Origin of the sequence: Burkholderia ubonensis subsp. mesacidophila, assembly GCF_002097715.1 — a bacterium.
In the GTDB taxonomy this organism is placed as follows: domain Bacteria; phylum Pseudomonadota; class Gammaproteobacteria; order Burkholderiales; family Burkholderiaceae; genus Burkholderia; species Burkholderia mesacidophila.
Genome location: NZ_CP020738.1, coordinates 604,320 through 624,613, shown reverse-complemented (window position 1 = coordinate 624,613; position 20,294 = coordinate 604,320). Strand labels below are relative to the sequence as shown.

Annotated in this window: 20 protein-coding genes; 13 read left to right on the top strand and 7 right to left on the bottom strand. The window is 64.3% G+C overall.

Translation table 11 applies throughout. From position 1 onward, the window contains the following. The first annotated feature begins 211 nt into the window (after positions 1-211). The 8 genes from B7P44_RS20475 to B7P44_RS20440 all read left to right on the top strand — a co-directional run bounded on the left by B7P44_RS20475 (position 212) and on the right by B7P44_RS20440 (position 8,019). Positions 212-1,360 carry a methionine aminotransferase gene (locus B7P44_RS20475; RefSeq protein ID WP_157721087.1) on the top strand — a complete coding sequence of 383 codons (1,149 nt, stop codon included), beginning with the start codon at positions 212-214 and terminating at the stop codon, positions 1,358-1,360. Positions 1,361-1,373: 13 nt separating this feature from the next. Beyond that, positions 1,374-2,039, top strand: a complete 666-nt coding sequence (locus tag B7P44_RS20470; RefSeq protein ID WP_084907739.1) for a DUF2848 domain-containing protein — start codon at positions 1,374-1,376, stop codon at positions 2,037-2,039. A 4-nt stretch (positions 2,040-2,043) separates the two neighbouring features. After that, positions 2,044-2,433, top strand: coding sequence for a cupin domain-containing protein (locus B7P44_RS20465; RefSeq protein WP_084907738.1), 390 nt, complete (start codon positions 2,044-2,046; stop codon positions 2,431-2,433). Between the two features lie 37 nt (positions 2,434-2,470). After that, positions 2,471-3,658 (top strand): MFS transporter, encoded by a 1,188-nt coding sequence (locus B7P44_RS20460; RefSeq protein ID WP_157721086.1) that lies wholly within the window; start codon positions 2,471-2,473, stop codon positions 3,656-3,658. Continuing rightward, complete coding sequence (locus tag B7P44_RS20455; protein ID WP_157721085.1) at positions 3,642-4,664, top strand: glutamate cyclase domain-containing protein; 1,023 nt, start codon at positions 3,642-3,644, stop codon at positions 4,662-4,664. The genes B7P44_RS20460 and B7P44_RS20455 overlap by 17 nt, the downstream gene beginning before the upstream one ends. 138 nt (positions 4,665-4,802) lie before the next feature. Then, entirely contained in the window at positions 4,803-6,989 is a 2,187-nt protein-coding gene (locus B7P44_RS20450) for a diguanylate cyclase domain-containing protein (RefSeq protein ID WP_084907735.1), read from the top strand. 5 nt (positions 6,990-6,994) lie between these two features. After that, a complete protein-coding gene (locus B7P44_RS20445; protein WP_133117857.1) occupies positions 6,995-7,249 on the top strand; it encodes a hypothetical protein in 255 nt (84 codons plus the stop codon). Between the two features lie 38 nt (positions 7,250-7,287). Further along, a complete protein-coding gene (locus tag B7P44_RS20440) occupies positions 7,288-8,019 on the top strand; it encodes a helix-turn-helix transcriptional regulator (RefSeq protein WP_084907733.1) in 732 nt (243 codons plus the stop codon). Positions 8,020-8,342: 323 nt separating this feature from the next. Here B7P44_RS20440 and B7P44_RS20435 read toward each other — a convergent pair whose 3' ends face one another. The 3 genes from B7P44_RS20435 to B7P44_RS20425 form a co-directional block, all read right to left on the bottom strand. Further along, positions 8,343-8,669: an antibiotic biosynthesis monooxygenase family protein gene (locus B7P44_RS20435; protein WP_084907732.1), complete on the bottom strand. Its 327-nt coding sequence runs from the start codon at positions 8,667-8,669 to the stop codon at positions 8,343-8,345. Between the two features lie 104 nt (positions 8,670-8,773). Further along, positions 8,774-9,367, bottom strand: coding sequence for an isochorismatase family protein (locus B7P44_RS20430; protein ID WP_084907731.1), 594 nt, complete (start codon positions 9,365-9,367; stop codon positions 8,774-8,776). A gap of 39 nt (positions 9,368-9,406) precedes the next feature. Further along, complete coding sequence (locus tag B7P44_RS20425; protein WP_084907730.1) at positions 9,407-10,483, bottom strand: alkene reductase; 1,077 nt, start codon at positions 10,481-10,483, stop codon at positions 9,407-9,409. A gap of 131 nt (positions 10,484-10,614) precedes the next feature. Here B7P44_RS20425 and B7P44_RS20420 point away from each other — a divergent pair, with 131 nt between their 5' ends. Continuing rightward, positions 10,615-11,517, top strand: a complete 903-nt coding sequence (locus B7P44_RS20420) for a LysR family transcriptional regulator (RefSeq protein ID WP_084907729.1) — start codon at positions 10,615-10,617, stop codon at positions 11,515-11,517. Between the two features lie 35 nt (positions 11,518-11,552). Here the strand turns inward: B7P44_RS20420 and B7P44_RS20415 are convergent, their stop codons facing one another. Further along, positions 11,553-12,485: a LysR family transcriptional regulator gene (locus B7P44_RS20415; protein WP_084907720.1), complete on the bottom strand. Its 933-nt coding sequence runs from the start codon at positions 12,483-12,485 to the stop codon at positions 11,553-11,555. Positions 12,486-12,604: 119 nt separating this feature from the next. On the opposite strand from B7P44_RS20415, the gene B7P44_RS20410 reads away from it, so the two are divergent. Then, positions 12,605-13,624, top strand: coding sequence for a zinc-dependent alcohol dehydrogenase family protein (locus tag B7P44_RS20410; protein WP_084907718.1), 1,020 nt, complete (start codon positions 12,605-12,607; stop codon positions 13,622-13,624). A 44-nt stretch (positions 13,625-13,668) separates the two neighbouring features. Here the strand turns inward: B7P44_RS20410 and B7P44_RS20405 are convergent, their stop codons facing one another. From B7P44_RS20405 to B7P44_RS20395, 3 genes are read right to left on the bottom strand one after another with little or no spacing between them, the layout of a single operon-like run. Next, the gene (locus B7P44_RS20405; RefSeq protein WP_084907716.1) at positions 13,669-14,853 is read right to left on the bottom strand and encodes a porin; all 1,185 of its coding nucleotides are present in this window, start codon (positions 14,851-14,853) and stop codon (positions 13,669-13,671) included. Between the two features lie 59 nt (positions 14,854-14,912). Further along, entirely contained in the window at positions 14,913-15,698 is a 786-nt protein-coding gene (locus B7P44_RS20400; RefSeq protein ID WP_084907714.1) for an ABC transporter substrate-binding protein, read from the bottom strand. 52 nt (positions 15,699-15,750) lie between these two features. Next, positions 15,751-16,926 carry a M20 aminoacylase family protein gene (locus B7P44_RS20395; protein WP_084907713.1) on the bottom strand — a complete coding sequence of 392 codons (1,176 nt, stop codon included), beginning with the start codon at positions 16,924-16,926 and terminating at the stop codon, positions 15,751-15,753. Positions 16,927-17,062: 136 nt separating this feature from the next. On the opposite strand from B7P44_RS20395, the gene B7P44_RS20390 reads away from it, so the two are divergent. The 3 genes from B7P44_RS20390 to groL all read left to right on the top strand — a co-directional run bounded on the left by B7P44_RS20390 (position 17,063) and on the right by groL (position 20,156). Continuing rightward, complete coding sequence (locus B7P44_RS20390) at positions 17,063-18,016, top strand: LysR substrate-binding domain-containing protein (RefSeq protein ID WP_084909930.1); 954 nt, start codon at positions 17,063-17,065, stop codon at positions 18,014-18,016. 196 nt (positions 18,017-18,212) lie between these two features. Beyond that, positions 18,213-18,503 carry a co-chaperone GroES gene (locus B7P44_RS20385; RefSeq protein WP_010098917.1) on the top strand — a complete coding sequence of 97 codons (291 nt, stop codon included), beginning with the start codon at positions 18,213-18,215 and terminating at the stop codon, positions 18,501-18,503. Between the two features lie 12 nt (positions 18,504-18,515). Beyond that, entirely contained in the window at positions 18,516-20,156 is a 1,641-nt protein-coding gene (groL, locus tag B7P44_RS20380; protein ID WP_084907710.1) for a chaperonin GroEL, read from the top strand. Positions 20,157-20,294 lie beyond the last annotated feature (138 nt).

Sequence of the window (20,294 nt, the reverse complement as noted above, 5' to 3'; positions counted from 1 at the left end):
CCCTCCGAACGTGCGTCGATTTCAAGTTCGACGATATATCAAGGCCATGAGTGTTCCTCGATTTGTTGCTGCTTCCGATTGTTCCCACGGATCATTATCCATCGAGGCGATCAGATCACCGGCCGATCGGCCCCTTGACGAGTTGGCGATTTCCGTTCGCTCGGACCAATCCATTCGTCTTCGCTTAACCACACGCCAAGAGGAATCACCGATGTCAACCGCCGTTTTGGGGTCCCGCTTACCCAATATTGAAGGATCGATCTTCGCCGCCATGACGCGGGCAGCCAATAAACACGGAGCAGTTAACGTGTCGCAGGGGTTCCCCGACTTCCAGCCGGATTCTCGCTTGCTCGATGCACTCGCCGATGCCGTAAAAGGCAACTTCAATCAATATGGACTTCCAGAGGGATCCGAGGCGTTGCGGCAGTCGGTCTCCCAGATGTTGGGCTCGCTTTATGGTGTCGATACTGATTTGGAATCCGAAATTACAATTACGGCAGGCGCGACACAGGCAATATTTGCCGCCGTTGCCGGCTTGGTGAGATCGGGCGACGAAGTCATCTTCATGTCGCCCGCGTACGAATCCTATGTTCCTGCGATCCTGCTGGCAGGCGCGGAACCGGTATGCATCGAGCTCGCCGCCCCCACATTCCGGATTGACTGGAACGAGGTGCGGCGGCGCATCACGCCTCGCACGCGCATGATCATCGTCAATTCCCCGCACAATCCGAGCGGCAAGTGCTGGACACGCGAAGACGTCCGGAACCTCGCCGAGATCGCTGACCGACACAATATTTTTGTTTTAAGCGACGAGGTGTACCACAACATCGTATTTCCGCCGTTCGAACACGTCACCGCGTTGTCCGAGTCCGCGTTGCGCGAGCGCAGCGTAGTGGTCGGATCGCTCGGGAAAACCATGCACGTGACCGGATGGCGCATCGGCTATGCCGTGGGTTCACCGAAGCTCACCCGCGAGATCCGCAAGATTCTCCAATTCAACACGTATGCCGCCCCGACGCCGCTCCAGCAAGCGATGTCCGCGGTGCTGGACGATGCATGGTATCAGTCGCTGCCTCAGTTTTTTTGCCGCAAGCGCGATCGCCTGCTGGCCGCGCTGGAACATTCTCGATTTTCATTCGAGCCGACCGAGGGCGGGTATTTCCAGATGCTGGATTACTCGGATATCTCATCGCTGCCGGACTCGGAATTCGCCCACGAACTCGTGGTTCGTCATGGGTTGGCCGTGCTGCCGATTTCGGGTTTCGGTCCGCAGTACGCGCATGCGAAATTGATCCGCGTGTGTTTCGCGAAATCGGAAGAAACACTTGATGCGGCAGCTTCGATCCTCCAGCAAGTTTGAGCGAACGCGCACCATGAAATTTACCTGCCAAAATGCGGCCCGCATCCCCGTCACCGTCCCGCCCACCGATCTGGTCATAGCAGGATGGACCGGCCGCGATCCCGAGAACGTTCGTCGGCACATCGACGAATTGGAAGCAATCGGCATCGCCGGGCCGACAGCTACACCGACCTTCTACCGCGTGGCACCGTCACTGCTCACGACGGAAAGTCGAATTGATGTCGTTGGGCCAAATTCAACCGGCGAGGCCGAGTACTGCATCTTTTCCGCAAACGGGCGCGAGTACATCACGGTCGGGAGCGATCACACCGACCGTGAACTCGAACGATTCGACGTCACCCTTTCGAAGCAAGTTTGCGCCAAACCGGTTTCGACTCAATGCTGGCCTATGGACGAGGTCGACGCGCATTGGGACCAACTGATCCTGCAAAGCCATGCGACTCAGGCAGGGAGTGCCCGCCTATATCAGCGCGCGACACTCGACGCGTTGCTGCCGCCTCGCGAGTTGTTGGCGAGGATGCGAAGCCCGCTCCAGGAGGGTGGTTTTCTCTTCGGCGGAACGATCTCGGTGATAGGTGAATTGCAAGGCGCGGAATCGTTCCGTGTCGAATTGATCGATCCGGTTTTGAACCGGGTGCTTGCCTGCGAATATCGAATCAACATCCTGACGGAGGTTTGAAATCATGCTGAAAGAACATCTCGAATTTACGACGCTCGATCTCGACCGTGGCTGGTGCGTCCCGCCCGGCTATCCCGCCGGCATCGAAGAGAAGGTCATCTGCGGGTCGTTATCCTCAGAACACGGCACGGGCTGCCGAACCCGCCTGCTTCGATTCGCGCCGGGCGTCTATACAACAGCGCCGTTCGTCCACGAATACTGGGAGGAAGTCTATCTCCTTGAAGGGGACCTGACGGTCGGCAACGACGAATTTGGGAACGGCGGCACGTCGTTCGGTCGGCACACCTACGCATGTCGCCCGCCTGGCGCCTTTCACGGTCCGTTCAAGTCCGAAAACGGTTGCATGCTGCTCGAAATCCATTATTACGCACACGATCGCGCGATCACTTCATAACACCCTACCTATCCGTGTGTTTGCCATGCAAAGAAACTTGGACCTTGCAACCGGCGGTGACGGCCGAAGTCGAAGCGGAAACCAGGATCACTGGCGGATCGTTTGCGCGTGGATCACCATGTACGTGGTCGGTGCCGACCTGTTCGTCATCTCGCCGCTTCTCCCGCTGATAACGACCGAGCTTCACACAAGTACCAGTCGCGCAGGATGGCTTGTGAGTTCATTTTCCATCGCCTACGCGCTCACTTCGCCGTTTATCGGCAAACTGAGCGATAAGCATGGGCGCCGCGTTTCAATATGCTGTGGGCTAGTCGTATTCGCCGTCGCCAACCTCGCTACGGCCTGCGCGACGAACTTCGCGATGTCCGTATCGAGCCGGATCCTGGCAGGTATCGCAGTCTCTGCGATCACGCCGTCCATTTATGCGGCAATGGGCGACCAGGCGCCGGAAGGACGCCGTGCTCATTGGCTTTCGATCGCGGTGTCAGGCTTGCTGACGGCCCTCTGGACCAGCGCCCCCTTGGGGGCCCTCCTCGCTCACGCGATGCCCTGGCGGCTCGTATTCGTTCTGCTCTCCGCCTCGGCACTCTTGCTGGCCTGGCCCAATTTGATCCTCTGGCCAGCTCCGTTGCCTCACCCATTGGCAACGCCCACACGTCGACTGCCATTACGCGTGGCGCTATCCGCAGTGTCACCAATGATTGCGTGGGGCGCCGCACTCTACGGATTCTATACATATCTCGGCGTGGGACTGGACGAGAACCCGGACATTTCAGCATCGCTTACCTCGCTCTGTTTCGTCGGATGGGGCGTCGGCGCGATTCTCGGCAATCACGTGGGCGGATGGGCCGCCGACAGAATAGGACCCAATCGCACAGCAACCTGGAGCCTCATCGGCATGATGCTCTGCATGGGGGCGCTCGGGTTCGGCTTGCATCACGATCAAGGCGCTTGGCTCGTCATTGGACTGTTTGGCCTCGCAGTACTTTCATATCCGTTTCAGCCGGCCCAGCAAAGCCGTTTGGCCCATTCGACGGCGCTCCACAAGTCTTCGCTATTAGCCTGGAACAGCAGCGCGCTCTACGCCGGCATGACGATCGGTTCCGTCGTTTATGGATATGCGATCAAACAGTGGCTGTTCCCAGCCCTTCCGTACGTCGGCATGGTCATCGCCGGCATCGCCATCCTTTTGTCACTGTTATCCCAGCATGCCTGCAAGTCATGATCATTTCATTACGGAACTGAACGAGAAGGTGCTGACGTGGTATCGGGATCGCGGTATCAAGCGTTTCGAAAATCCTCAAGGCGTGCTGCATGCCGGCATTGCGCTCGCGTGCAACCACATCAGGAAAGTCATGCTGTTGACGGGTTTTTCAGTCGACATGGATTCCGATACCGGGCTCCCGTTGCCGGAAACCGATGGGCCTCCGGGCACGGCCGCCCTTGCGCGCGCATTACAGCAGGTCGGCAAAGCCGTGACCATCGTGACGGACAAGGCTAACGAAGCCCCCACACGTGCAGCGCTCTCGGCATTGGATGAAGGTGCAGCCCAACATACTCGATTTGTCACCTTCGACGAGAAACAAGGACCGAATGCCGAAAGGTTCGCTCGTCTCTTGCTCGACCAGCATCACCCCGACGCAGTGGTGTCGATCGAGTTGCCAGGGCGCAATCACATGTTGGACGGCACGCGACGCAACATGCGCGGCAAGGTAGTCGACGACTTCAATGGAGCGGTGGACGAACTGTTGATTCAGGCAAATCGAATCGATGTCCTTACAATTGGTATCGGGGATGGCGGCAACGAGGCCGGCATGGGCGCATTGCTCGGCATTCCGCTTGCCATGGATGGTTCCAAAATGGCGTCGGCTGTTCCCGCCAGGCACGCGGTCACCGCATGGAATTCCAACCTTGGAGCAGAAGCGCTCGCAGCAATCATTCTTCAGCTGCACGGTAAGCTCGATGCATTGCATACGCCCGAGGATCAAACAGCGATGATCAAGGCGGCAATGAATGCAGGCGCCGTCGATGGAGTGACCCGAGGCAACGGAATCGACGAGGCATTCGCGAATGGCGTGTCAGGTGTCGACGGCCATTCATGCTTCATCCACAACAGAATGCTCCGACTTCTGCGCTTCATCGTGCAAACCAGATTGTCCGTGGACTATACGCTGGCGCACGGGAGTAACGACACGCATCTCGAAACGGCGGTTGGCTTGCCTTTCCGTTGACTGCGATCAACCGCACGCGGCGTTCACCAGCAAGCGATAAGTCAGCCTGTCCGGCAATGAAAGGAGCGCTCGCTTTATGAGACTGCTTCGTCAAGGTCGGCCGGGTTCTCCTCCCCAGCGTTCCTTACGACCTCAATTGTGTTTAAGACACGATTTCTCAAGTGCATCCTGTTCATTCCCCTGACCGGCGCCGTCGTGCTTGGCGCGTCGTGGGCCGGGGTATCCATGCGTCTTGCAGCCGAGCGCACCGAGGTTCTTGCGAGCAGTCGGGAAAAGACGGCCGTCCTGGTGAATGCGCTGGTGCAACATGCCGGCACGGCAATTCACGATGCCGATGTGATCGCACTGCTTGTCAAGCATGAATTCGAACTCAATGAGAAAATCGTCAACCTCGCCGCCCTGCAGTCCGACGGGTTCTTTTCCAGAGCGAACGCCGCACAGGTGTCGATCGTCGACGCGAACGGCCGGATCTTGCAGAGCACGATGCCATACGCCGGCGGCATGTTCATCACCGATCGCCATCACTTCGCCGTCCACCGGAAACCCGATGTCCAAGGGCTGTACATCAGCCCACCGGTGCTAGGTCGGGTGTCGGGAGCGTGGACCATCCAGATGACACGCCGGCTGGAGTCGCCTGACGGTCGCTTTGCTGGAATTGTCGTCGTTTCGGAGGAACGGAAATACTTGTTGCAACGGTACGCGAACGTCGCGTCGCTGGGCCCGAACGGTCTCGCATCGATTTTCCTGGATGATGGGACGGCGCTGTCGGGAATACCCGCGCCGCCATCGACGCCTGACGACCGGTGTCGCGCAACTTACGAAGACGATGCGTCGATTTCAGCGTGCCGGAGAATCCCCGGATATCCGCTCTATGCCAAGGTCACACTCAGCAAGCTCGATGAACTCGCGCAATACACCCGGATGAAGCGGGTGTATATCGTGAATGCGGCCATTCTATCGGCATTTTTTTCGTTATTCGTGACCACGATCGCACTCTTGGTCTATCGCCTGTCCAACAGCCGGCAGCGACTCAAGGTACTGTCGGAAACCGATGCGCTCACCGGGCTCCTGAACCGGCACGGCGTGCTCGCCAGCCTCGAGCATCAACTGGAGACGGCGGTTCGGCCGTTCCATGTGGCCGTCATGTACCTCGATCTCTGCGACATGAAACGGGTGAACGACGCGCTTGGCCACGAAGCGGGTGACCAGGTACTCAAGAAAATCGCGCTGAGATTGAATCAAGCGTTGCCGAGCGTCGTCATCGGCAGGTTCGGCGGCGATGAGTTCATCGTGATGTTCGCGGCGCCGGGCGCGGCCAGTATCGACGCCCTCATACGCGAGACGCTCGCAAGGATCGCCAGCGTCTTCGACATGCCGGTCACGCTGCGCGGCAACGTGCTGGCCGTGAGCGCAAGCATCGGCGTCTCGGTCCGGGAAGCCGATTCTGCCAGTGCGTCGCTTTTGATTCGCGAAGCGGATGAGTCGATGTACTCCGCCAAACAAGAAGCATTATTTACCGGAAAGACGACATGGCGGTTCTACTCCGACGCCATGCGCCGGTCAAGCCAGCAGGCGCTTGAATCGGATCAGCATCTCCGGTTGGCTATCAAGGAGAATCAACTTCAACTCGGCTTTACGCCGATTCGGGAGTTTGGCGGCAAGGCCGTCGTCGGCTTCCGTATCGTCGTCGCCGTCGAGAGCCGGTTGGGCCGGCTCGCACCGGTTCTGGCTTTACACACGGTCAACCAGCAGAACGGACTCCTTGGCCCAACCACGGAATTCGCGTTCTGCGAGTCGTGCGACACGCTCTCGCGCTGGCAAGACCAGGGAATTCAATGTCCGCTCCTTATCTATGGGCTCACCAATGAACAATTCCTGTCGATCGATTGCGCGTCGATGTTGCATCGCGCCGGCCGGCAATACCCGAAAGTCCTCCATCGGCTCGTTCTCGAAATACCGGAAGCCGCGCTCGACGAACATTCCGCTCTCGCGATCGAGCGTATAGAAGCGCTCTCGCGAACCGGCGCCCAATTAATCATTGCGGGCTTTTCAGGTCGATTCTCGTCGTACACGTGGCTCGAGAATTCCCCGTTCAACGGCGTCGTCATCGAACCCCGCGTTTGGCCTGCTGATATATTGCGTATAACGATCGATGAGCTTGGTCGACGGAACAAGTTCATCCTGCTGGAATCGGCAGTACCGATCGCCGATATCGTCAGTCTCTGGTCCGCATACGTCGATTCCGAAGCATTCATGCGCGCAACGCAGGCAACAGAGTTGTCAATATCCGAGGCCCGCATTGGGAGCGATGAGTCGAGACCATGACAATCATGGAGAAGACGCTATATGAGGCTGAGGTAATCGTCGGCAAGGAACGGATTTCACTTCGGTTGATCTCGTTCAATGTGGCCACGGTACTCGAACGCAAACTCGTCCATGCGGACGGCACTTCGTTTGTCCACTCGTTGCTCCTCGACACCGAGGCAGTACTCTTCGACTACCAGACCGCCGATCCGTACTTCATGCAGCTGGAGCGACATTACAGTTTCGTGCGAGAAAAGATTCGCCAAGTGGCGATCAGATAACGAGTCGGACATGATAATCAGAGACCAACGAGGGCGTGATGCAGAGACAACTGGACGACGCGTTGATGCTGATTACCGACCTTTCCGGGTGCAACTCCGATCCGGAGACTTTATCTCGGCTAAAGAAAGTATTCTCGATTCTCGGCATCCCATCATTCCTGTTCGTCACCTTTCAACTCGATGACGAAGCCAGAGCTTCCGACTACCGCTTTCTGGTCGGCTGCAATCCGGAATGGATCCAGATTTACCAACATCGTCATTGGTACAGCAACGATCCGTATCTGCAGTATGGGAGAACGCACACCTCGCCCGCGCCCGGCAGCAAGATTGCCATTGCGAGCGCCGGACAGCGCGAAATGATCGAGACGGCGCGCCGCTACGGTCTACGGAGCACGCTGACTTTACCGGCACATGCACGGAGCACCGCGTTGATCGGCGTATTGCTCGCATCGACCGATGTGGACGCCGAAGCCGGTGGAGAAGAACTGCTGATGCGTTGGCGATCGCTGCTTCGTGCCACAGCGCTCGAATTGCTCGACGGGCGGATTTCCATCAACCGCCGTGCGGCCGCGGCGAAGTATGCCCTTGATGAACGAGAGGTGAGCGCGCTGCGACTGGTGCTTGCCGCCGAGCCCGCCCAAGAGGTTGCCCGGACTATCGGTCTGTCCGTTGCAACGGTCTACGCCATGTACAGCCGCATCAATGAGAAGTTTGGCGTACCGCGAATCAACGAGGCGGCGCGAAGAGCGGAGCGCTATGGTCTCCTGTGACGACCGGGTGGCATCAATCAACGTCTCGGAACCAACGAACCAAGGGCCGTTCCCGTCGGACGCGTGGCGGCGGCGGTACGGCGCGGACAAGCGGCTTGCCCGCCTGTTCCCGCAGGACGCTGAAGGCGTGAACCCGTCGTCGACCGCCTGCTCGAGCTGCCGGGCCTCGACCATGAAAAGGGGATCGACGCGCAGCCGTCGGCGGACAACGACATCTTTCCGATATGGGAGCGCTTGCCGCGCAACGACGGTCAGCCGGATGCGGCGGAGCGGACCGATCAGGTATCCGCACCGGATCGAACACGCCGTGCGCGCGACGCCGATCAGGCAATCTGACCGACGGCCCGCTTCACGAGCTCGCCGTCGCCATACTCCTGGAGCACCTTCGCGATGACGACCCGGTAGCCGTCGAGCCAGCGCGCCTGCTTCGACTTCGCTTCGAGGTGCGCCGGATTCCGGATCAGTTGCTGCAGCGCCTCCTCCGACTCCCAGTAGTAGACGTTCTGGATCAGCCCCGTGCCGGGCATCTCCCAGCTCTCTTCCCCCAGATAGCCGGGAATCGCCCGCGCCATGTCGGCGATCTGCCGATCGAGGCGATGGAATTCGTCGTCGAACTGCCCGGCACGGAAAATGAAGGTAGACGAGTACACGGGGCTTGCTCGGGAGACGGTTGAAAGAACCGCGAGTGTACGACATCCGCGGTCGTCCCGATCCTGACGCGTCGCCCGTCGGCCGCGCCCGCCGAGACTACCGCTCAGGCCGCCCCCTGCAACGCGGGCATCACGATCTCCTGGACGATTCGCCCGCCGGCCGGCGTGCTCCAGTCGCCGGTCAGCTCCGCGATCACCTGGTTGGTGCTCGTCAGCGTGACGCCGCCCCGCTCCATCCGGCGCAGCGCCATGTCGTCGCCCGTCGCGCTCGGCGAGCCGCCGGCATCCGCCACGACCTGCACGTCGTAGCCGCGCCAGACGAGGGTCAGCGCCGGAAACACCGTGCACACATCGTTGGTCACGCCCGCGATGACGATCCTGCGGCGGCCGGTCGCCTCGACGGCCGCGGCGAAGTGCGGGTCGTCCATCGCGTTGATGATGCCGGCGCGCCTGACGCGCGCGGCGAACGCGGCCGGCAGGATGGTCTCGAGCTCGGGCAGCAGCGGCCCTTGCGCGAGCGACTCCATGCTGGACGTCAGCACGACGGGCAGCCCGAGGATCGCCGCCGTTTTCGCGAGCATCAGCGCGTTGCGCTTCATCTCGTCGAACGGTATCGACTTCACCCAGCTCATCGTGCCGACCTGATGGTCGATCAGCAGCAGCGCGGCATCGTCCGCGGTAAATCGTTCGAATGACATGAGGGTTCTCCAGTCGATGCGTGGCCGCTCATGCAGGCCTCACGCAGCCTCGTCCGCCACATCCAGCGCCGGGTAATCGATGTAGCCCTTCGCGTCCGGCGGCGCGAAGAACGTCGTGCGGTCCGGCTCGTTGAGCGACGCGCGCCGGCGGAACCGTTCGGGCAGGTCCGGGTTCGCGAGGAACGCGCTGCCGAACACGGTGGCGTCGGCGCGGTGCGCCGTCAGCGCCGCCTCGGCGCTGTCGCGATTCAGCCCGCCGCCCATCAGGTATGCGCCGTCGAAGCGCGGACGCAGCAGCGCGTGATAGTCGACGCCGGCGCCGAACAGCGAGACGTGCAGATAGGCCAGGCCGAGGCCGCGCAGCTGGTCGACCAGATACGCATAGGTTTCCTGAGGATTCGCGTCGGTGATGCTGTTGTAGTTCATCTCCGGCGAGATCTTGATGCCGACGCGGTCGGCGCCGGCTTCGTCCACCATCGCGGCGAGCGCCTCCAGCACGAAGCGTGCGCGGCCTTCGACCGAACCGCCGTACGCGTCCTCGCGCCGGTTGCTGCCGGACGACAGGAACTGCTCGGGCAGGTAGCCGGACGCCGCATGCAGCTCGACGCCGTCGAACCCGGCATCGAGCGCGAGGCGCGTGGCCCGGCGGTATTCGTCGACGACGCCCGCGATCTCGTCGACGCTCAGCGCGCGCGGCGTCACGAAATCGACCTGCCCGACGGGCGTCCATGCCTGGCCGTCGGGGCGGATCGCCGACGGCGCGACGGGCAGCACGCCCTCCGGCAGCAGCGACGGATGCGAAATGCGGCCGCAGTGCATCAGCTGCATGAAGATCCGCCCGCCGCGCGCGTGCACCGCGTCGGTCACGCGCTTCCACGCCGCGACCTGCGCATCGGTGTCGATGCCCGGCGTGTGCACGTAGCCCTTGCCCATCGCGGACGGAAACACGCCCTCGGTCACGATCAGGCCGGCGCTTGCGCGCTGCGCGTAATAGGTGGCGGTGATGTCGGCGGGCACGCCGTCGGCGGTGGCCCGCGAGCGGGTCATCGGCGCCATTACGACGCGGTTGGGCAACACATAGCGTCCGACGCGGACGGGATCGAAAAAGCGGCTCATGGTGACCTCCGGTTGACTGTGACGCGCGCCGGACGGCGGCGCGACGAACGATGGAGGCAGTCTGAACCAAACCACTGATGGGATAAATCCGTCAGAATGGAATTGATTGATCCATTCATGGAGCACCGAACATGGAACTGCTGAACGACATGGCGCTGTTCGTCGACGTCGTGAACGCGATGAGCTTCCGCCGGGCGGCGGAACTCACGGGCGTGCCGAACTCGACCGTGTCCCGGCGCATCAGCGCGCTCGAAAAGGCGATCGGCTTGCGGCTGCTGCATCGCACGACCCGCAGGATCGAGCTGACCGAAGCCGGGCAGCTCTACTACGAACGGTGCCGGCGGATCGTCGAGGAAGCGCGGCTCGCGCACGAGCAGCTCGGCGAGATGCTGGCGCAGCCCACGGGCGTGCTGCGCGCGTCGCTGCCGGTGGATTTCGCGATGGTGTTCCTCGCGCCGCTCGTCGTCGAATTCGCGCGCCGCTACCCCGGCATCCGCTTCGAGTTCGACCTCACGCCGCGCCGGGTCGATCTCGTCGCCGAGCCGTTCGACATCGCGATCCGGATGGGCGAGCAGCCGGATTCGACGCTGATCGCGCGGCTGCTCGCGCGCATCCCGGCCCGCCTCTATGCGTCGCCGCGCTATCTCGAACAGGCGGGCGAACCGGCGCATCCCGCCGAGCTCGCGCGGCACGCGTGCGTCGGCTTTCCGAAGCCGGGCGTCTGGACGTTGAGCCGCGGGACGGAATCCGTCGATGTCGCGATCGGCGGGCGCTTCGCGGTCAACAGCATCGGCATGTTCCGGCGGCTGGCGGAGCTGGACCAGGGCGTGATCCTCGTGGCCGAGGAACTGGTGACCGAGGAGCTGGCAAGCGGTCGCCTGCGCCCCGTGCTGCCGGACTGGCAAGGCACGCCGGTGCCGGTGTACGCGCTCACCGCGACGCGCCTGCTGCCGGCCAAGACGCAGCGCTTCATCGAGTTTCTTCAGGAACAGTTCGGCAACCGGAAAACCAAAGCCGACACGTCACGCGCCTGAGCCGAGTGTCGACCGGGCCGCGCGCAGCGCCCCGGTTACCCGTGCGCGCCGTCGACGGACGAACTCTTCGCCAGCACACGCGGGATCTCGTCGACGAGCGCATCGATCGCCACCCGCACCTTCGACGGCACCTGCCGCGCGTTCGGCCGCACCGCGAACACTTCCGCGCTCCCCACGCTGTCGCTGTCCATCACGAGCGCGAGGCGGCCGTCGCGCAGATACGGCGCCATCAGCCAGCACGGCAGCCACGCGAGCCCCGCGCCGGCCGCGGCGGCGTCCGCGATCGCCTGCAGGTCGTCGAAGCGCAGGCGGGCGCTCACGCGATGCTCGCGCGCGTCGCCGTCCGCGCCGACGATCCGCCACGGCGCAACCTGCCCGCCGCGCGCGTACGCGATGCCGACGTGCGACGCGAGATCCGCAAAACCCGATGGACGGCCGTGTTGCGCCAGATAGGCAGGCGACGCGCAGATGCCCATCTGCTGCATGCCGAGCGGGCGGCAAACCAGCGAGGTCGTGTCGACGAGCGGGCCGACGCGCACCGCGACGTCGAAGCCGTCGTCGACGAGGTCCGTGATGCGATCGCTGAACGACATCTCGACTTCGAGCCGCGGATGACGCTCGACCAGCCGCCGCATGACCGGCGCGACGCACTGCCGGCCGAACAGCACCGGCGCGCTGATACGCAGGCGCCCGGACGGCTCGCGGCGGCCCGCGTCGAGCGCGGCCTCCGTCTCGCCGAGCTCGGCCAGCACGCGGCGGCATTGCTCGTAGTACACGAGCCCTTCGTCGGTCAGGCTCAGGCGGCGCGTCGTGCGCTGCAGCAGCCGCACGCCGAGCCGCCGCTCGAGCCGCGCGACGATCTTCGCGACGGCCGAGCGCGTCACGCCGATCCGCAGCGCCGCCGCCGCGAAGCTGCCCGCTTCCACGACGTCGACGAACTCGGCAATGCCGCCCAGGCGATCTTCCATGCTCTTTTTCTCCTTATCGATTCGTTGCCGTGCTGGCGACAGTCAGTAGCCGAACTCTCTCCAATGCATCCTTGCGGGCAACATTATCATGACCCCGTCAACCACGAACAGGAGTCGACATGCAGGCATGGCAAGTGAAACCCGGCACCGGCATCGCCGGATTGCAGCGCATCGACGCACCGCGCCGTCCGGCGGGCCCGAATGACGTCGTCGTGAAGATCCATTCGGCGTCGCTGAACTTTCGCGACCTGATGTTCGCGCGCGGCGACTACCTCGGCATCGGCGACGCGCCGCTGATCCCGGTGGCCGACGGCGCGGGCGAGGTCGTCGAAACCGGCCGCGACGTCACGCGCTTCAAGCCCGGCGATCGCGTGATCAACACGTACTTCCCGAAGTGGGTCGACGGGCCGCCCACGCCGTCGAAGGTCACGGGATCGCCCGGCGCGCAGTTCGACGGCGTGCTCGCCGAGTATTTCGTCTCGGACGAAAACGCGCTGGTCGCGATCCCCGCGCATCTCGACTACGACGAAGCGTCGACGCTGTCGTGCGCGGGCATCACCGCGTGGAATGCACTGTTCGCCGACGGCGCCGCGGCGCCCGGCTCGACCGTCGTGCTGCTCGGCACGGGCGGCGTGTCGATCGTCGCGCTGCAGCTCGCGCAGGCGGCCGGACTGCGCACGATCATCACGTCGTCGAGCGACGCGAAGCTCGAACGCGCGCGCCAGCTCGGCGCCGATGCGACGATCAACTATCGCGCGACGCCCGAATGGCAGGACGAAGTGCTGCGGCTCACCGGCGGCGCGGGCGCGGACATCGTGGTCGAGGTCGGCGGGCGGGACACGCTGCCGCGCTCGATCGCCGCGACGAAACTGGGCGGCGTCGTGTCGTTGATCGGCGGGCTCAGCAGCTTCGCGGGGCCGGAGCTCAGCCTGCTGTCGCTGATCGGCGGCATCCGGCGGCTGCAGGGCATCATGGTCGGCAGCCGCGCGACGCTCGATGCGGTGGCCGGGCTCGTCGACGCGCGCGGCATCAAGCCGGTCGTCGATCGCGTGTTCGGCTTCGACGAAACGCCGGACGCGTATGCGTACCTGAAGTCTGGGCAGCACTTCGGGAAGGTCGTGATCCGGGTCGCCGGGTAACGCGCAGCGCCGGGCCTCGCGCGGCTCGGCGCCGACTCGTTCGCTCAGAACCTGTGGCGGATTCCCGCATGCACCATCAGTTGCCTCGACGTCGACGACAGATCGGCCGCGCCCGCAATACCGGCCTGGTCGAGCGACGAACCGGTCGCGTCGCCCGCGACCTTCTGGTACGCGCCCATCACGTACACGTCCGTGCGCTTCGACAGGTTGTAGTCGGCCATCAGCCCGACCGAATGGATCTTCGGCTTCACGCTGCCCGTCGTCGCGTCGTAGCGAACCGTCGTGTACACATATTGCGCGCCGACGAAGAACGCGGGCGTGAACTGGTACTTGCCGTTCACTTCGAAGTTCTGGTACTTGATCGATGCCACCATCCCGCCGGCGAGCGGTCCCGTCACCGGCTGAATCGTCTCGTCGCCGGACAGGTAGCCGAGGTTCGCCGTCGGCCGGCTCACGTTGCTGTTCGTGTACGCGAACCCGACCGTCGCGGAGCCCGCCGTGTAGCTGACGCCCGCGCCGAAGATCCGCAGCCGCGACGACACGAAGTTCGCGTCGGCCCCGACCGATCCCGCACCCGCGATCGCGCCGCCCGGCGTCGCGCCGGGCCCGTCCGCGTTCAGGAACGCCGCGCCGACGAGCAGCCCGCCCTGCTCGTACTGCGCGCCGACGCTCCATTGCCGGTTGTTCGCGAAGCCCGCGTCGTTGCTGAAACCGTACGCGCCGCCGAACGAGAACCCGGCAAAATCCGGGCTCGCGTACTTGAGCGCGTTGTTCACGCGGAACGTGTTGCCCGTATTGTCGTTGTCGAGCGGATGCGAGAACGGATACACGCCCCAGCTGCCGTTCGCGGTCGTCGGCGCGAGGTAGTCGACGACGGAATCGTATTGCCGGCCGAGCGTCAACGTGCCGAAGCGCGTGCTGCCGAGCCCGACGTACGCCTGCCGGCCGAACATGCGGCCGCCCTGCGCAAGCGTGCCGTTGTTGACGTTGAAGCCGTTCTCGATCTGGAACAGCGCGCTGTAGCCGCCGCCGAGATCCTCGCTGCCCTTCAGGCCCCAGCGGCTGCCCTGCGCGAATCCGCTCGCCATCTGCCACACGCTGTGGCCGCCGGCGTTGTTCGTATAGTCGATGCCGACATCGACGAGGCCGTACAGCGTGACGCTGCTCTGCGCGAACGCGGGCGCCGCGCACAGCGCCGGCACGATGACGTAAAGCGATCTCCAATTCATTTGCCATCCTGATTGATTTTGTGCCGCGCCGGCTGTTTTCGGCGCGTCGGTCGCGCGGCTTACTTCGCGCCGTAGATATCGAAGTCGAAGTACTTCCGGTTGATGCGCGCGTACGTGCCGTTCGCGAGAATCGCCGCGAGCGCATGGTTGAACGCGTCGCGCAGCTCGACGTCCTGCTTGCGCAACCCGAGCCCGTCGCCCTGGCCGAAGTACTTCGGGTCGTCGATCGGCGCGCCCGCGAACATGAAGTCCTTGCCTTGTGGCTTCTTCAGGAACCCGTCGCTCGCGGCGATCGACGCCTGGAACGCCGCGTCGAGCCGGCCCGTCACGAGATCGGCGTACACCTGGTCCTGGTTCGGGTACGACACGATCTGCACGCCGGCCGCCTGCCAGTTCGCGATCGCATAGTCGGCCTGGGCCGAGCCCTGCTCGACGCCGATGCGCTTGCCCTTCAGCGATCCGGCGCTCGGCAGCAGCGGCGAACCCTTGTGCACGACGAGACGCGCGGGCGCGTTCGAGATGCGGTTCGTGAACGCGATCTGCTGCATCCGCTTCGGCGTGATCGTCATCGACGACGCGATCACGTCGAACTTGCGCGCGAGCAGGCCGGGAATCATCCCGTCGAAGCTCGACTCCACCCACACGCAGCGGGCGCGCAACTCGGCGCACAGCGCGTTCGTGATGTCGATGCCGAAGCCCGCCAGCGTGCCGTCGGGCAGCTTGTATTCGAGCGGCGGGTAAGTCGGATCGACCGCGAGACGAATCTCCCTGCCTGCCCAGTCGCCGCCTGCGTGCGCCGCTCCCGCCGCGAGCGCTATCGCGGCTGCCGCCATCCACTTCTTCATTGCCTGTCTCCTTGTGTGTACTTGATGTATGAATCGAAATCGTCGTGCCATGTCAGCCGAGAAACCGCTCCGCGAGCGCAACCCAGTAGCTCGCGCCGGTCGCGAGAATCGCGTCGTTGAAGTCGTAGCCGGGGTTGTGCAGCGCGCATCCGGCCGTGCCGTCGCCGTTGCCGTTGCCGATCGACAGGTAGCTGCCCGGGCACGCGTTCAGCATGAACGCGAAATCCTCGCTCGCGGCGATCGGCTGCAGTTGCTCGATCACTGCGCCGTCGCCGCCCCAGTCGCGCGCGACCTGCCGCGCGAAGGCCGTTTCGTCCGCGTGATTGACGAGCACCGGGTAGCCGAGGCGGTAGTCGATCTCGGCCGTCGCGCCGTAGCTTGCCGCCTGGCCGTGCACGGTCTCGCGGATGCGTCGTTCGAGCAGCGCGCGCACGTCGGGCGACAGCGCGCGCACGCTGAGTTCGAGATCCGCGTGCGGCGGAATCACGTTCGACGCCGTGCCCGCGTGAATCGAGCCGGCCGTGATGATCGCAAGCGCCTGCGGGTTCACGTTGCGCGACACGATCGTCTGCAGCGCCATCACGATCGATGCGCAGACGACCACCGGGTCCACGGTTGCGTGCGGCGCCGCGCCGTGCCCGCCACGCCCGGTCACGCGCACGCGCACCTCGTCGGCCGACGCCATGAACGGGCCGTCGCAGAAGCCAAGCTTGCCCGCCGGCAAGCCCGGCACGTTGTGCATCGCGAACACCGCGTCGCACGGAAAGCGCGCGAACAGGCCGTCTTCGATCATCCGCTGCGCGCCGCCGAGCCCTTCCTCGGCCGGCTGGAAAATCAGGTTCAGCGTGCCGCGGAACCGTTCGCGTTCCGCCAGGCAGCGCGCGGCCGCGAGCAGCATCGCCGTGTGGCCGTCGTGGCCGCACGCGTGCATCACGCCGTCGATCCGGCTCGCGTACGGCAGCCCGGTCGTCTCGCGGATCGGCAGCGCGTCCATGTCCGCGCGCAGGCCGAGCCGGCGGCCCGCGCCGCGCGTCAGCGTGCCGACCACGCCGGTGCCGCCGAGGCCGCGCGTCACCCGATAACCCCACGTTGTCAGGCAGTCAGCGACGAGCCCGCTCGTCGCGCGCTCCTCGAAGCCGAGCTCCGGATGCGCATGCAGCCGGCGCCGCAGCGCGATCATTTCCGCTTCGATTGCCGCCATCTCGGGCGGAATGCGTGTCGAATCCAATTTTCCCGCTCCCCGGTTCCGTATCGCCGCCGATCGCCGGATGGCTGATCGTTGGCCGGATCGTATGCAGCGAAAATGCCGGCGAACAGCCCCGGTTTCGTTATGATGACAACCTCTCGTTGTCGGAGTCGTGATCATGAAGCTGCATCAGCTGCAGGCGCTCGTCGCGAGCGCGGAGGCCGGAAGCATTCGCGGCGCGGCGCGCGTGCTGGGCCTGTCGCAGGCCGCCGTCACGCGGGCGCTGCGCGAACTGGAGGCAAGCGAACGCCTGCCGCTGCTCGTGCGCGCGCCGGAAGGGATCGGCTTCACCGAATACGGCAAGGCGCTGCTCACGCACGCGAAGCTCGTGCTCAAGCAGCTCGAACATGCGCAAAGCGATCTCGCCCGGATGCGCGGCCGCGTCGAAGGGCGGTTGAGCGTCGGCGTCACGCCGTGGCTCACGCTGACGTTTCTCGCCGAGACGGTGCTGCTGTTTCGCGAGCGGATGCCCGACGTGCGCCTGGAACTGTATGAAGGATTGATGGCCGTCGCGCAGCCGCTGCTGCGCGACGGCAGCATGGATTTCGCGCTCGGGCAGGTGCAGCCGGGCGTGGCCGCGCAGGAATTCGCGTGCGAGCCGGTGCTGACCTACGAGACGTCGGTGATGGTGCGCGCCGGCCACCCACGCGAGCGCGTCCGCTCGATCCACGACCTGCTCGACCAGGACTGGGTGCTGAATTTCGCGCCGGACGGACAGGCCGCGCTCGTCGATTACCTGTTCACGCGCCACGGCGCACAGATCGACGAGCGGCGCATCGTCCGCGCGCAATCGGTCGCGATGCTGCAGACGATGCTCGAACAGGCGGACATGTGCACGTGGTGCCCGACGATCCTGAGCGTCGTGCCGCCGTTCGGCGAGCGGATGCGCGCGCTGTCGCTGAAGGAACGCTTCGAGCCGCGCGAGCTCGGCATCGTCACGCGCCGCAGCAGCACGCAGAGCGACGCGGCGCGCTGCTTCATCGACTGCCTGCTGCAGGTGATCCGGCGTCACGCGCGCTCCGCGCGCAAGGAAGACCTCGCGCTGTTCCGCACGCTGACGCTGCTGATCTGACGCGGCGCGCTTCCATCCGAGCTTTCATCTGCATGTCCATCCGCGCCTGCCGGCTCGCCGCCGCGCGCCGCCCGCCCCAATTCACGCCCGCGCAAATGCATTTCGCAATCCGTTATTGGATCGCGCCGGCACGCGTTCCTATACTCGTCAGCACTCTCCGATGAAGAGTGCCAACCACATTCGACAGGACGCACTGATGAGCCTACGCCCCTTGCACGATCGAGTCATCGTGAAGCGACTCGACCAGGAAACCACCACCGCTTCCGGCATCGTGATTCCCGACAGCGCCGCGGAGAAGCCCGACCAGGGCGAAGTGATCGCGGTCGGCCCCGGCCGCCGGGACAACGACGGCCAGCGCATCGTGCCCGACCTGAAGGTCGGCGAGCGCGTGCTGTTCGGCAAGTACGCGGGCCAGACGGTCAAGGTGGACGGCAGCGAACTCCTCGTGCTGCGCGAGGAAGACATCGTCGCCGTCGTCAATCAATAAAGGAGCGCAATCATGGCAGCGAAGGAAATCATTTTCAGCGACGTCGCGCGCGCGAAACTGACCGAAGGCGTCAACATCCTCGCGAACGCGGTGAAGGTCACGCTTGGGCCCAAAGGCCGCAACGTCGTGCTCGAGCGCAGCTTCGGCGCGCCGGTCGTCACGAAGGACGGCGTGTCCGTCGCGAAGGAAATCGAGCTCGCCGACAAGCTGCAGAACATCGGCGCGCAGCTCGTGAAGGAAGTCGCGTCGCGTACCAGCGACGCGGCCGGCGACGGCACGACGACCGCCACCGTGCTCGCGCAGGCGATCGTGCGCGAAGGCCAGAAGTACGTCGCGGCCGGGCTCAATCCGCTCGACCTGAAGCGCGGCATCGACAAGGCCGTCGCGGCCGCCGTCGAAGAACTGAAGAAGATCAGCAAGCCGACCACGACGAGCAAGGAAATCGCGCAGGTCGCGACGATCTCGGCGAACGGCGAGGAATCGATCGGCCAGCGCATCGCCGAGGCGATCGACCGCGTCGGCAAGGAAGGCGTGATCACCGTCGAGGACGGCAAGTCGCTCGCCGACGAGCTCGACGTCGTCGAAGGGCTGCAGTTCGATCGCGGCTACCTGTCGCCGTATTTCATCAACAACCCGGACAAGCAGATCGCCGAGATCGAGAGTCCGTACATCCTGCTGCACGACAAGAAGATCTCGAACATCCGCGAGCTGCTGCCGGTGCTCGAACAGGTCGCGAAGTCCGGCCGGCCGCTCTTGATCATCGCCGAGGACGTCGAAGGCGAAGCGCTCGCGACGCTGGTCGTGAACAACATCCGCGGCATCCTGAAGACCGTCGCGGTCAAGGCGCCGGGCTTCGGCGACCGCCGCAAGGCGCTGCTCGAGGACATCGCGATCCTGACCGGCGGCCAGGTGATCGCCGAGGAAACCGGCCTCACGCTCGAGAAGGCGACGCTCGCGGAACTCGGGCAGGCGAAGCGCATCGAGGTCGGCAAGGAGAACACGACGGTGATCGACGGCGCCGGCGATGCGGCGAGCATCCAGGCGCGCGTGAAGCAGATCCGCGTGCAGATCGACGAGGCGACGTCGGACTACGACCGCGAGAAGCTGCAGGAACGCGTGGCGAAGCTGGCCGGCGGCGTCGCGGTCATCAAGGTCGGCGGCGCGACCGAGATCGAGGTGAAGGAGAAGAAGGACCGCGTCGACGACGCGCTGCATGCGACGCGCGCGGCTGTCGAGGAAGGCATCGTGCCGGGCGGCGGCGTCGCGCTGATCCGCGTGAAGCAGGCGATCCGCGAGCTGACCGGCGCGAACGCCGACCAGCACGCCGGCATCAAGATCGTGCTGCGCGCGCTCGAGGAGCCGCTGCGCCAGATCGTCACGAACGCGGGCGAGGAAGCGAGCGTCGTGGTCGCGAAGGTGGCGGAAGGATCGGGCAACTTCGGCTACAACGCGCAGACGGGCGAATACGGCGATCTCGTCGAATCGGGCGTGCTCGATCCGACCAAGGTCACGCGTACTGCGCTGCAGAATGCGGCGTCGGTCGCGGGGTTGTTGCTGACGACGGATGCGACCGTGCATGAGGTGCCGAAGGAAGCGGGGCCGGGGGTGGGAGCGCCGGAAGCAAGTGCGGGTGGCCCGGGCTTTGGATTCTGATCGAGAGGAGCCGCGTGCCGGTGTACCGGCGCGATTGATTCCGCAAAGCAACGAACAACGCGTAGCGACTCATGTCGCTACGCGTTGTTTTTTGGTCGCGCGCTGCGTCGCCTCGGCATAGGCCCCAGCAGGCCATTT